The organism is Gilvibacter sp. CC01, assembly GCF_055755295.1.
Map to the genome: position 1 here is coordinate 458,733 of NZ_CM146909.1, position 12,187 is coordinate 470,919.

The following is a 12,187-nucleotide window of genomic DNA, read 5'->3' on the forward strand; positions in this document are numbered from 1 at the left end:
GTTGTATCACTTACCTGTCCAATAATCGATAACCTTGGAATCTTCGAAGCGGACATACAAGAATACCGGATCCATTTCAGCCCAACCTATATTATAGATAAACGAATCCATTGTCTCTGCGTGAGCTTTTCTCCATTTTGCCAGTTCTTCTATTCGATTCGCTTGATCTTTCTTTGGAAGTTTAACTATTGTTTTAGCCGATAGAGAATCCGGTAAAGTCTTCGCTACGTTCCGATCTACACGATTCTCAGTAGAACTTTTGTTAGGAGTGCCTAGCATCTAAAGAATCTGTTCTTTAGTCATCGATTCTTTTAAGTGGTTATCCATTAAGTCTTGGACCATATTCTTGCGTATATTCTCTCGAGATTCTATAGCTGACGAGGCATTCTTCCAATCATCAGAATTGAATTGGCCTGCGCAGCTATTGAAAACAAAAAATAATACGAGAATGTTAAAATTAATTTTCATTTGATAGTTAATATGGCTGGGGAGAGATTTATTTAGAATATACTATCTATCGAAATATAAGGAGATATTTCGACATAAACTTGTTCGAAAACTCGACGGTTCGCGTTACAGCCATTTCCTTCGTAAATGGCTGTGATCCGTGTGGGGGCCGAGCGTTTAAAAAACATCCGATGGATGTTTTTAGCGAAGGGGCCAGCCCGCCGCGCCGGCAGTTTTAGAAAATGATTCAGTAAAACTTCCAGAAGGTTACGCCTCGCCCTGCTCGGCGTGATCCGGATGTGAGAAAACTGCCAATAAAGCCCGCTGCAATCTGCGATTGCAGTTCTTTTTTTGTTCCTTCGCGCGCTCAAGCGAGCTTGGCGCGCTGGAACATAAAAAGCCCTTGCGCGCATGCGCAAAGGCTTTACTGGGTGGAAGACCGGGTTCGAACCGGCGACCTCTGGAACCACAATCCAGCGCTCTAACCAACTGAGCTACAACCACCATTTTTCGCTTATCATACTGGTTTGCTAATAAGCGGAGGCAAATATAATCACTTTAATTCCACAGCGCAATATGCGGGCCAAAAAAATTTTACTTCAAATCGTATAAGCTATCCACGGCAACATAGCGTTCTACCGTGAATCCTTCGGCGTATTCGGCATCTATCAAACGCCCCAGGTCTCTAGCTCTGTAGCTTATGCTCTCTTTAAAATTAGAGCTGCTTATAGGTGTAGACGGATCATCGCTATTCGGATCATAAAACTGGCTCGTATAGGCAAAGACAGCCTCTTCTTTCTTTTTAATGAAATCGCCCACATCTACCACAAAGTCGGGTTCTAAGTTCTTCCATTGAATGTAATGGTACACCAATTTAGGTCTCCAAGCTTGTTGCTGCTGTCCATTGTGGGTGGTCTCTATCCGGCGTAAACCACTCAAAAAACAGGCATCGCTGGCCAGTTTGGCGCCTTTGCCGTGGTCAATGTGCCTGTCGTCTACAGCATTGCAAAGCACTATATCCGGTTGGTACTTGCGCAATACTTCAATGATCTTGAGCTGATTCTCTTTAGAATTGATAAAGAACCCATCTGGAATGGCTAGATTCTCTCGCACCTCAACACCTAATATTGCTGCAGCCGCCTTGGCCTCTTGCTCTCTGATCTCTGGGGTTCCTCGGGTGCCGAGTTCTCCACGAGTAAGATCCAAGATACCTACTTTCTTGCCTGCTGCTATTTCTTTTGCCACCGTGGCTCCGCAACCCAATTCAACATCGTCCGGATGCGCTCCTATGGCCAGTATATCTAATTTCAAATGCTCTTAATTTACAGTTTGTATTTGCGCTGTCTTTTGCAAAGCAGCGACTATATCGGCCTGAATGTCTTCTACCTCTTCTATACCAACAGAGAATCGAATAAGTTGTTCTGAGATTCCTTGTCTGGCGCGTTCTTCTTCTCCCAATAAGAAATGAGAGGTCTTACTAGGCAACAACATGGTAGACTCCACTCCTGCCAAACTCATCGAGGGTTTTATTAAGCTAAAGGCTTCTAAAAAGGCCTCTGCATTGATACCATCTGCCAGCTCAAAGGACATCATGCCGCTAAATCCGCGCATTTGGCGTTTAGCCAGTTCGTGATCTGGATGCGACTCCAAACCTGGATAATACACCCGTCCTATTTCTTCACGGGTATCTAGCCATTTGGCCATCTCTAGTGCGTTCTTATTCTGCTGCTTTACGCGCAAGGCCATGGTCTTCATGCTGCGTTCCAACATCCAGACGGTCATATCGCTCAGGCTACCACCAAAGTTCTTGGCCAAGTTCCAGATCCTATCAATATGCTCCTGAGAAGCTGCTACCGCACCAGCACAAATGTCGCTGTGCCCGCCCATATACTTGGTCGCACTGTGGATCATAATGTCGATCCCAAAATCCTTGGGTGTCTGGTTTATGGGAGATGCAAATGTATTGTCTATCATACTAACCAGGCCGTGTTTCTTAGCCAATCGACCAATCATTGCCAGATCTGTCACCTTCATGAGCGGATTAGATGGCGTTTCCACATAGATCACTTTGGTCTTGTCTGTAATGGCAGCCTCAAAAGCCGCCTCACTGAGGCCTTGGGTAAAGCTGTATGCAATCCCGAACTTGTCAAATTCCTCCACCACCAAATTATAAGTACCTCCGTAGAGGGCCTCTTGCAAGACCACATGATCTCCTTTTTGCAAAAAGGCCATCAGTGTTGTGCTTACTGCAGCCATACCACTGCCAAAGATCAGGCCGGCCTCTGTGTCTTCTAGTGCGGCTACTTTTTTAGACAGTCCTTCTTGGTTGGGCGTATTGAAATAGCGCGGATAGCGCTTAACATCAACGCCTTCATAGGCGTAAGAACTGCTCAAATATATGGGCGATATCGCTCCTTTGAACTGCTCATCAGGGACTTCTCCTGTGTGCGTACAAACGGTATTTAAACCGAGTTTTCCTTGGGCCATGATCCTATAGTTTTATGCTTCTAAATTACGAAAAATGTGAGACTCAATTCGCGAGAGCTTTGTTATCTTTACCCTGCAACTGCAGCAGTGTTCACATGATCATTATAAAGAATATCAAAGGCCTAGTCCAAGTGCGTGAAAAGTCACCGAAATACCTCAGTGGTGCGCAAATGCAAGAACTTCCTGTATTGGAAAATGCTTGGATCAGCCTAAAAGATGGTCACATCAGTGATTTTGGCAGCATGGACACTTGTCCTGAAAAGGACGCTTTAGAAGTGATCGATGCACACGGATCTTACGTATTACCTGCCTGGTGCGATTCACACACGCATCTGGTCTATGCCGGCAACCGTGAAAAGGAATTCGAGCTGCGACTAAAAGGTGCGACTTACCAAGAGATTGCGGCAGCAGGTGGAGGTATACTCAACTCTGCAAAGACCTTACAAAATACTAGCGAAGAAGAGCTATACCAGCAATCCGCAGCGCGTTTAAAAGCTGTGATGCGCATGGGAACTGGCGCCATTGAGATAAAAAGCGGTTACGGCTTAGAACTTGAGGCAGAAATGCGCATGTTACGCGTAGCTAGAAGATTGGGCGAAGCATTCAATATTCCTGTGCGAACCAGTTTTTTGGCAGCACATGCTGTGCCGGAATCCTTTGAGACTTCCGGAGCATATGTAGCACACATCATAGATGAGATGTTGCCCAAGGTGGCAGAAAGTGGTCTAGCGGACTATATTGACATCTTTTGCGAGGACGGCTATTTCTCCTTGAATGATACCGATCAGCTACTTGGAGCAGCGGCAGCTTACGGACTCCGACCCAAGATCCATGTCAACCAATTTACCGCAGAAGGCGGGGTTGCACTTGGTGTTGACCATAATGCCCTAAGCGTAGATCATTTAGAAGAATTTACCAAGGCAGACTTAACGGCCCTTAAAGGCAGTGAAACCATGGCTGTAGCTTTACCAGGCTGCTCCTTTTTCTTGGGGATTCCTTACACGCCCGCAAGACGAATCATAGATGCAGGACTGCCTCTGGCTTTAGCCACAGATTACAATCCTGGGTCTGCACCAAGCGGCAATATGAACTTTGTGGTATCTGCAGCCTGCAGCAAAATGAAGATGACTCCACAAGAAGCCATCAACGCAGCCACAATAAACGGAGCCTATGCCATGGGCTTAGAAAATGAGGTTGGCAGTATTACCAAAGGAAAACGCGCCAACCTGATCATTACAGAAAACATTCCTTCTATTGGATATTTGCCCTACTCCTTTGGGCAGAACCATATTAAAGAAGTCATTATTGGCGGGCAACGCCTTAATTCATCCAACTAACTAAAATGCAAAAACAACTCATTGAATGCGTTCCTAATATCAGTGAAGGACGCGATGCAGACAAAATTCAAGAAATCGCTCATATTGTAGAGACCGTGCCTGGCGTAAAACTCTTGGATATTGATCCGGGAGCGGCCACCAACAGAACGGTGATAACCTTTGTGGGAGAGCCAGAGCCTGTTATTGAAGCGGCATTCCTTTTGATCAAAAAGGCCAGTGAACTCATCGATATGCGCCAACATAGCGGGGAGCATCCGCGTTTTGGAGCTACGGACGTTTGTCCTTTGGTGCCTATTGCCAACATCAGCCTAGAAGAGACTGCACAATATGCTCATAAACTAGGAGCTCGAGTAGGTAAAGAACTGGGCATTCCCGGTTATTTCTATGAAGCCGCTGCTAAAGAAGAGAAGCGTAAAAACCTCTCCAATTGCCGCGAAGGTGAGTATGAAGGTTTAGCTACTAAATTGGTAGATCCTGATTGGACTCCCGATTTTGGCCCAGCCGAGTTCAATGAGCGTGTTGCTAAAACAGGAGTTACCGCCATCGCCTCTCGTGATTTTTTAATTGCCTACAACGTAAACCTGAACAGCACTTCTACACGCCGTGCAAACGCTATCGCCTTTGACATTCGCGAGCGAGGTCGTGTTAAGCGAGACGGTAATCCCATCACAGGAAAAAAGGTGTTGGACAAAAACGGTGAACCGGTACTCATTCCAGGAAAATTAAAAGCAGTAAAAGGTATTGGTTGGTATATTGAAGAATACGGCATTGCGCAGATCTCTTACAATTTGACCAATGTTTCCATTACACCCATGCACATTGCTTTTGACGAGACCTGTAAAGCTGCAGACCGCAGAGGTTTGCGTGTAACAGGTTCGGAATTGGTTGGTTTGGTTCCTCTTAAGGCCATGTTAGACGCTGCGGATTTTTACCTGACCAAGCAGAGCAGATCCTTAGGGATCTCAGAAAGTGAAAAGATCAAGATCGCTGTGAAGTCTTTAGGGCTAGACGATCTAAAACCCTTTGACCCAAAAGCGCGTATCATTGAATATATGCTTGCGGATGATTCCGCGGACAAATTGATCGATCTCACGGTTAGTGGCTTTGCTGAGGAGACGGCCTCAGAATCTATGGCTCCCGGTGGAGGTTCCATTGCTGCTTATGTAGGTACGCTCGGCGCTGCTCTAGGAACTATGGTAGCTAACCTCTCCGCTCACAAAGCAGGCTGGGACGACAAATGGGAGTTCTATTCTAAATGGGCAGAAAAAGGACAGGCTTACAAGGATAAGCTGCTTTTCTTGGTGGATGAAGACACCAACTCCTTTAACAAGATCATGGATGCCTTTAGATTGCCTAAGGACAGTGAAGCAGATGTGTTGGCGCGCAAAGCGGCTATTGAGGCAGCAACGCAATATGCTACAGAGGTTCCTTTCCAAGTGATGCAAACCGCTTTAGATTCTATGGAAGTCATGCAGGCCATGCTTAAAGACGGCTTGCAGAGTTGTCTTTCAGATTCAGCAGTTGGCATACTTTGCGCTAAAACTGCCGTTTTAGGCGCCTATTTCAATGTGCGGATCAATGCCAAAGACCTTAAGGATCGCGACTTTGCAGACAACATACTGGCGCGTGCAGAAGCAATCTACCAGGAAGCACTCACTATAGAAAATGAGACTATCGCACTGGTGAACGAAAAGATGTAAACAATGCAGATAGTCGCCTACGATAAACAGTATGCCAAAGCCTTTGAGCTGCTCAATCTCGAATGGCTGGAAACCTACTTTTATGTAGAAGATTACGACAGAGAAGTTCTTAGCAAGGTAGAGCAATATATCATTGGGCCGGGAGGACATATCTTTTTTGCGGTAGAATCTGGTGTAGTTATGGGCTGTGTGGCCCTATTGAGAATAGAAGACGATCTCTTTGAACTCACCAAGATGGCCGTATCTCCAGCCGCCCGAGGCAAGGGCATTGGTCAAAAACTAATGCAGCATTGTATCGCTTTTGCGAAGTCTCAAAACTGGAAAGGCCTACTGCTCTACTCCAACCGCATTTTAGAGAATGCCATTCACATCTACCGCAAATACGGCTTTAAGGAGATTCCTGTAGAACCCGATTCTCCTTACGAGCGCAGCAATATCAAGATGCATTTAACCCTCAAGTAACTGACTATCAAATTGCTCAATTTCTGCGTATCTTTGTAAGACCCATCAATTCCCTTTATAATGAAAAGATTAATCCTTGGCCTCTTTACGGCCCTAAGCCTTGTAGGCTGTAAAAACAACCTTAAAGAAGCCGATGTTGATACAATTGCAGATACTACTGCGGCTGTTGTAAAAAGCGAAAAAGAACTTCAGATTCACCCAATAGGGCATGCTACTATGGTTCTGCAATGGGGAGACACTACCATTTATGTAGACCCAGTTGGTGGTGCAGAACGCTTTGCCAATTTTGACAGCCCGGATCTTATTTTGGTAACCGATATCCACGGAGATCATTTAAATGCAGAGACTCTGGCTGCAGTAAGTACGGACAAATCTAAGATCGTTTTGCCACAGGCCTGTGCAGACCGTCTGGGAGCCGATTTCACGGCCCAACTAGATGTGCTAGCCAATGGAGAGACCAAAACTCGTTATGATATTGCCATCACTGCAATTCCGATGTACAATTTGCGAGAAGAGGACAAAGACAAACACGTTAAAGGACGCGGAAACGGTTATGTCCTTGAGTCGGACGGTAAACGCCTATACATTTCTGGAGACACAGAAGACATTCCTGAAATGAGAGCTTTAGAGAATATTGATATCGCTTTTGTTTGTATGAACTTGCCTTATACAATGACGGTAGAAAGTGCTGCGGATGCGGTTCTAGAATTTGCGCCTACTACTGTCTACCCTTATCACTACCGCGGAGCCAATGGACTGAGCGATGTAGCTAAGTTTAAAGCTATTGTAGACGCTGGTGGGAAAGAGATCTCTGTAATTCAAAAAGATTGGTATGCCCAGTAAATTGAAGTCTACCGATGGCTTGGTGGTTTTTTGGATCACCAATATTTTGATTCTTACAGTTATTTATTTGTTGGTCAATGCGCCGTCTAATGTGTTTGACGCGAGCTCTTGGTTACTGCTGTTGTGGATCTTCTTTGTTATAAGTATCCCTTCACTGCTCGTGATGGTCTTGGTTCATTTTTTGCTTTTCAGTGTGGACGAGCGCCACAAACGTCTGGGAATAAGACTCATGTCTTGGGTAGCGTTTTTAGTGACCTTTGAACTCTGGAAAGCCACCGACGGTCAAACCAATTATTTGGCCCCTTATTTTAAGGAGACCTTTGCTTGGGCAGCAGCTATACTCGCGATAAGTCATTTTTTGAGCTACAAACTCATAGGTAGAATCCGCAGAAAAAACGAAACTTCCCTTAGTTCTTAGGGGTTCTAAATTTATCGAACCATGCCAAGGTGTGCGCTACTTTGGTGATTAAGTTGCTCGGTCTGGAAGCAATACCATGCGAAGCATCGGGAATCTCTACGAGTACGGTTTCTATTTTACGCAGCTTTAAAGCGTGGTACAATTGCTTGGCCTCACTAGGTGGCGTGCGCAAGTCATTCATACCTACCATGACCATGGTTGGGGTCTCAACATTACCGACCAAAGAGATCGGTGAGAATTTCCAATAGCCTTCAAAATTCTCCCAAGGTTGCCCCGGGTAACGACTGTTGGCGTATCCGTAGTAATTGTCTGCCACCAAGGTCTTACTGATCCAGTTCATTACTGGTTTGGCCACAACGGCAGCTTCAAAACGATTATTCTTACCAATGATCCAAGCCGTCATGATCCCGCCTGCGCTACCGCCAGTGACAAAGAGTTGGTCTTCATGAGCGATGCCTTTGCTTATAAGCACGTCTACTCCATCCATCACGTCCTGATAATCATCGCCCGGATAGTTGTTAAACAGCAAATTCCCAAATTCTTCACCATAACCGGTACTTCCCCGTGGATTCGGATAATAAACAATATAACCAGCTGCAGCATAGAGTTGTATCTCCGCAGAGAAACGGTCGCCATAATTTAAAATTGGCCCCCCGTGGTTCTCTATCATCATAGGGTATTTTTTATTCGGATCGTAATTGGGAGGATAAACCACCCAAGCTTGCAGGTCTCTTCCGTCTGTGCTGGCCTTGTACCACAACTCCTCCACTTTTCCGAGGGTTTTATGACCTAACAGATCTTCGTTAAGGGCTGTGAGTTGTTTGGGTTTGGCACTCTTCGCCATAAGTAATGCAACCTCTGCCGGACGGTCTGGTTTAGACAAACTAAAGGCAATATCGCCGCGCTTAGAAACACTATAGCTTCCGCTCGCATAAGGTCTTCCCAAGCTTGTGCCGCCGATGTGCTCTGCCACCACTTTGTGAGAACCTCCTAAATTGTATTGCGCCACTTTGGTGTCTCCAAATTCGTCATACATAAAATAAATACGCTTGCCATCTGCAGACCATTGGATATCCTTCACAGATCGGTCCAAATTGGTCAACACTTCACGCTTATTTGTTCCGTCCACGTTCATGAGTCGAAGACGTGTAACTTGATAGGTCTGCACCTTGTCTTGATACCCTAAATAGGCTACTGTTTTGCCGTCTGGAGAAACTACAGGGCTTCTGTCTGGCCCAGCAGCGCTTGTCAGGGCCTTAATGTCTCCCGTTGCAACTGTTAAGGCGTAGACTTCCGAGTTTCTAAAATCATATTCCCAATCCGGATTTCTATTGGCAGAAAAAAGGAGTTGTTTGCCATCTGGTGTCCAGCTCAAAGATCCCCCGTGATTAAAATCGCCACTACTCAATTGTCTAGGGGTTCCTCCGCTGGCGGGCACAACAAAAATGTGTGTAAAACCAGGTTTTAGATAACCCGCACCATCGGCCTCGTGCTTTAAGCGGTCTGTGATTCTAGGGGCATCGGCCCATTTGGCACCCTTAGGCTTGGAAGGCATCTGCGCAATAACCGGAGCTTTGGCATCTACTTTCATAGTAAAGGCGATCCACTTGCCGTCAGGTGACCAAGTTAAATTAGAGGGAGATTTCTCCAACTGGGTCAAACGTGCCGTACGGCCGCTATCCATCCACATAACAAAGACCTCCGAACCTTTGTCTGAACTGCTTCTGTAAACCAATCGATCGCCACTAGGTGACCAACGTGCACTCCCTTCACTTACGTCATTAGGAGTTAGTTTTTGGTGGACCTTTCCATCTGCGCTCAGCAACCACAAATTACCAAAAGAGCGGTCTTCCATTATATCGAAGCCCGTGCGTCTGTACACAATTTGACTCCCATCTGGACTGATCTGCGGATCTCCGGCATATTCCAGTTCAAAGACATCCAGAGGTTGGAATACCTCTTGGGCAGTGGTTGTAATGGCTAAAAACAGGGCTAAACAGAAGGAAAGTGTACGCATAATTATGAGTTTGCTTTACAAGTTAATAAAAGGATCGAATCCACAAGCATACCCAAAAAGGAAAGACTCTATTGGCGCATTATCAGGCCAAAAGAGCTAACAATTCTGTAGCCTGATACAACTCTTTAAAATGCGGATGCTCAACAGGCTCCTTGACCACTTCGTGCTCCCAGGTCGTATGAAATGGGATATGAATTGCATAAGAACCGATCTCTAGAACAGGCAAAATATCTGACTTGACCGAATTGCCCACCATTAGGAATTCCTTGTTGCGTATGTCTAAATGCCGCACCAATTTGTTGTATTCTTTCTGAGTCTTGTCAGAAACGATCTCTATATGATGAAAAAAGGGCTCCAGCCCTGATTTGATTAGCTTGCGCTGCTGATCCAGTAGATCGCCTTTGGTAGCAACCACCAAGCGATACTTGCCCACCAAACCTTCTAAGGTATCTTCTACACCATCTAAAACCTCCACGGGGGCTTCCAACATCTGCTTCCCCATTGCAATAAGTTGATCTATGGTCTTTAGAGGGACTTTATTGTCCGATATACGCATGGCGGCCTCTATTAGAGACAACACAAAAGGTTTGATGCCATAACCATAAAGCGGTAAGTTTTGCATCTCGTAGCCGAACAATTCCCTATTGCAATCCTCTTTTTCTGCAAAAGGTTCCATCAATTCGCAAAAGCGTTCCTCTGCCTGTCGAAACAGCGGTTCGTTCACCCATAAGGTGTCATCGGCATCAAACGCAATGGCCTTGATGTGGTGCAATTCCACTAGCGGATCAGTTTTTTGTATTTGATGCGTTTCGGCATAAGATCGCCACCCAAACGCTTTTTCTTGTTCTCTTCGTAATCGCTAAAACTGCCCTCAAAGAAATAGACCTGGCTATCACCTTCAAAAGCTAGAATATGCGTACAAATTCTATCTAAGAACCAACGGTCGTGAGAGATCACTACAGCACAGCCGGCAAAATTCTCCAAACCTTCTTCTAAGGCACGTAGGGTATTTACATCTAAGTCGTTGGTAGGCTCATCCAGAAGCAGTACGTTCCCCTCCTCTCTTAAAGTCATAGCCAAGTGCAAGCGGTTGCGCTCTCCTCCAGAAAGGGTGCTCACTTTTTTATTCTGATCACTTCCGCCAAAATTAAAACGGCTCAGATAGGCTCTAGAATTGACTTGCTTTCCGCCCATCATGATCAACTCTTGCCCATCACAGAAGTTTTCCCAAATGCTGCGTTCTGGGTCAATGTTAGAATGGCTTTGGTCTACATAGGCTAGCTTAACAGTATCACCAACCGTGAACGATCCTTTGTCTGGGGTCTCCTCGCCCATGATCATTCTAAAAATGGTCGTCTTCCCTGCACCGTTAGGTCCAATGATCCCAACAATACCAGCTTGAGGTAGATTGAAGTTTAGATCTTCATAAAGCAATTTATCCCCATAAGCCTTAGAAACACCCGTTGCTTCGATAACATTGGTTCCCAAACGTGGACCATTTGGAATATAGATCTCTAGTTTTTCGTCAAGTTGTTTCTGATCTTGACTCATCAGTTTGTCGTAATTGTTCAGACGTGCCTTTTGTTTAGCTTGACGTCCTTTTGGAGCCATACGCACCCACTCCAATTCGCGTTCTAAGGTCTTCTGGCGCTTGCTGGCCTGCTTTTGCTCTTGGGCCAGACGCTTGGATTTTTGATCCAACCAAGAAGAGTAATTACCCTTCCAAGGGATACCCTCACCTCTATCAAGCTCAAGGATCCATCCGGCAACATTATCTAGGAAATAACGGTCGTGAGTTACAGCGATCACGGTTCCCTTATACTGAGCCAAGTGGTGCTCCAACCAGTGTACAGATTCCGCATCCAAGTGGTTGGTCGGCTCATCCAGTAATAGAACATCTGGTTCTTGGAGCAGCAAACGGCACAGGGCAACCCTGCGTCGTTCTCCTCCAGACAATACATTGATAGGCGTTTTTGGCGCAGGCGTTCTAAGCGCGTCCATAGCGATCTCCAATTTGGTATCTAAGTCCCAGGCATTGGTAGCGTCTATCCTGTCTTGCAATTTAGCTTGCTTGTCCATGAGCTCCTGCATCTTGTCTGGATTCTCATATACCTCTGGTAAACCGAACATATCGTTGATCTTGTTGTACTCATCCAGTACATCGACCACCTCTTGTACGCCTTCTTTTACAATATCGATGACTGTTTTAGATTCGTCTAGCTTTGGCTCTTGCTCTAGCAAGCCCACGGTAAAGCCCGGGGCAAAGACTACATCGCCTTGGTAGTTCTTCTCTACTCCGGCGATGATCTTCATCAGTGTAGATTTACCACTACCGTTAAGACCCAAGATCCCGATCTTGGCTCCGTAGAAGAAGCTCAGGTAAATGTCTTTTAGTACTTGTTTTCCGGTTGATTGATAGGTCTTAGAAACCCCGGACATCGAAAAGATGACCTTCTTATCGTCACTCATATATACA

Annotated in this window: 11 protein-coding genes and 1 tRNA gene; 5 read left to right on the forward strand and 7 right to left on the reverse strand. The window is 45.6% G+C overall.

The genetic code is table 11. The features are described from left to right. Window positions 1-6: 6 nt before the first annotated feature. The 4 genes from AC0J2F_RS02180 to AC0J2F_RS02195 all read right to left on the reverse strand — a co-directional run bounded on the left by AC0J2F_RS02180 (window position 7) and on the right by AC0J2F_RS02195 (window position 2,934). Window positions 7-279 carry a hypothetical protein gene (locus tag AC0J2F_RS02180; protein WP_473008464.1) on the reverse strand — a complete coding sequence of 91 codons (273 nt, stop codon included), beginning with the start codon at window positions 277-279 and terminating at the stop codon, window positions 7-9. A 597-nt stretch (window positions 280-876) separates the two neighbouring features. After that, window positions 877-952: transfer RNA gene (locus tag AC0J2F_RS02185), tRNA-His, on the reverse strand. 89 nt (window positions 953-1,041) lie between these two features. Next, entirely contained in the window at window positions 1,042-1,758 is a 717-nt protein-coding gene (gene bshB1 / locus AC0J2F_RS02190; protein WP_473008465.1) for a bacillithiol biosynthesis deacetylase BshB1, read from the reverse strand. Between the two features lie 6 nt (window positions 1,759-1,764). After that, window positions 1,765-2,934, reverse strand: a complete 1,170-nt coding sequence (locus AC0J2F_RS02195) for a trans-sulfuration enzyme family protein (protein ID WP_473008466.1) — start codon at window positions 2,932-2,934, stop codon at window positions 1,765-1,767. A gap of 95 nt (window positions 2,935-3,029) precedes the next feature. Here AC0J2F_RS02195 and hutI point away from each other — a divergent pair, with 95 nt between their 5' ends. From hutI to AC0J2F_RS02220, 5 genes are read left to right on the forward strand one after another with little or no spacing between them, the layout of a single operon-like run. Beyond that, the gene (hutI, locus tag AC0J2F_RS02200; RefSeq protein WP_473008468.1) at window positions 3,030-4,271 is read left to right on the forward strand and encodes an imidazolonepropionase; all 1,242 of its coding nucleotides are present in this window, start codon (window positions 3,030-3,032) and stop codon (window positions 4,269-4,271) included. 5 nt (window positions 4,272-4,276) lie between these two features. Then, window positions 4,277-5,971, forward strand: a complete 1,695-nt coding sequence (gene ftcD / locus AC0J2F_RS02205; protein ID WP_473008469.1) for a glutamate formimidoyltransferase — start codon at window positions 4,277-4,279, stop codon at window positions 5,969-5,971. A gap of 3 nt (window positions 5,972-5,974) precedes the next feature. Next, window positions 5,975-6,433 carry a GNAT family N-acetyltransferase gene (locus AC0J2F_RS02210; RefSeq protein ID WP_473008470.1) on the forward strand — a complete coding sequence of 153 codons (459 nt, stop codon included), beginning with the start codon at window positions 5,975-5,977 and terminating at the stop codon, window positions 6,431-6,433. A gap of 60 nt (window positions 6,434-6,493) precedes the next feature. After that, the gene (locus tag AC0J2F_RS02215) at window positions 6,494-7,276 is read left to right on the forward strand and encodes an MBL fold metallo-hydrolase (protein ID WP_473008471.1); all 783 of its coding nucleotides are present in this window, start codon (window positions 6,494-6,496) and stop codon (window positions 7,274-7,276) included. Then, the gene (locus tag AC0J2F_RS02220; protein ID WP_087525023.1) at window positions 7,266-7,694 is read left to right on the forward strand and encodes a hypothetical protein; all 429 of its coding nucleotides are present in this window, start codon (window positions 7,266-7,268) and stop codon (window positions 7,692-7,694) included. The genes AC0J2F_RS02215 and AC0J2F_RS02220 overlap by 11 nt, the downstream gene beginning before the upstream one ends. Here AC0J2F_RS02220 and AC0J2F_RS02225 read toward each other — a convergent pair. The 3 genes from AC0J2F_RS02225 to ettA all read right to left on the reverse strand — a co-directional run bounded on the left by AC0J2F_RS02225 (window position 7,684) and on the right by ettA (window position 12,180). After that, a complete protein-coding gene (locus AC0J2F_RS02225; RefSeq protein ID WP_473008473.1) occupies window positions 7,684-9,711 on the reverse strand; it encodes a S9 family peptidase in 2,028 nt (675 codons plus the stop codon). The two genes, AC0J2F_RS02220 and AC0J2F_RS02225, sit on opposite strands and share 11 nt — an antisense overlap. Window positions 9,712-9,793: 82 nt before the next feature. After that, window positions 9,794-10,489 (reverse strand): HAD family hydrolase, encoded by a 696-nt coding sequence (locus AC0J2F_RS02230; protein ID WP_374960011.1) that lies wholly within the window; start codon window positions 10,487-10,489, stop codon window positions 9,794-9,796. Next, a complete protein-coding gene (gene ettA / locus AC0J2F_RS02235) occupies window positions 10,489-12,180 on the reverse strand; it encodes an energy-dependent translational throttle protein EttA (RefSeq protein ID WP_374958490.1) in 1,692 nt (563 codons plus the stop codon). The genes AC0J2F_RS02230 and ettA overlap by 1 nt, the downstream gene beginning before the upstream one ends. Window positions 12,181-12,187: the final 7 nt, after the last annotated feature.

What these genes read in the sequence shown, in the direction of transcription:
- AC0J2F_RS02180 (WP_473008464.1), bottom strand. Translation starts at nt 279, where the DNA reads ATGCTAGGCACTCCTAACAAAAGTTCTACTGAGAATCGTGTAGATCGG.
- AC0J2F_RS02195 (WP_473008466.1), bottom strand. Translation starts at nt 2,934, where the DNA reads ATGGCCCAAGGAAAACTCGGTTTAAATACCGTTTGTACGCACACAGGA.
- hutI (WP_473008468.1), top strand. Translation starts at nt 3,030, where the DNA reads ATGATCATTATAAAGAATATCAAAGGCCTAGTCCAAGTGCGTGAAAAG.
- ftcD (WP_473008469.1), top strand. Translation starts at nt 4,277, where the DNA reads ATGCAAAAACAACTCATTGAATGCGTTCCTAATATCAGTGAAGGACGC.
- AC0J2F_RS02210 (WP_473008470.1), top strand. Translation starts at nt 5,975, where the DNA reads ATGCAGATAGTCGCCTACGATAAACAGTATGCCAAAGCCTTTGAGCTG.
- AC0J2F_RS02215 (WP_473008471.1), top strand. Translation starts at nt 6,494, where the DNA reads ATGAAAAGATTAATCCTTGGCCTCTTTACGGCCCTAAGCCTTGTAGGC.
- AC0J2F_RS02220 (WP_087525023.1), top strand. Translation starts at nt 7,266, where the DNA reads ATGCCCAGTAAATTGAAGTCTACCGATGGCTTGGTGGTTTTTTGGATC.
- AC0J2F_RS02225 (WP_473008473.1), bottom strand. Translation starts at nt 9,711, where the DNA reads ATGCGTACACTTTCCTTCTGTTTAGCCCTGTTTTTAGCCATTACAACC.
- ettA (WP_374958490.1), bottom strand. Translation starts at nt 12,180, where the DNA reads ATGAGTGACGATAAGAAGGTCATCTTTTCGATGTCCGGGGTTTCTAAG.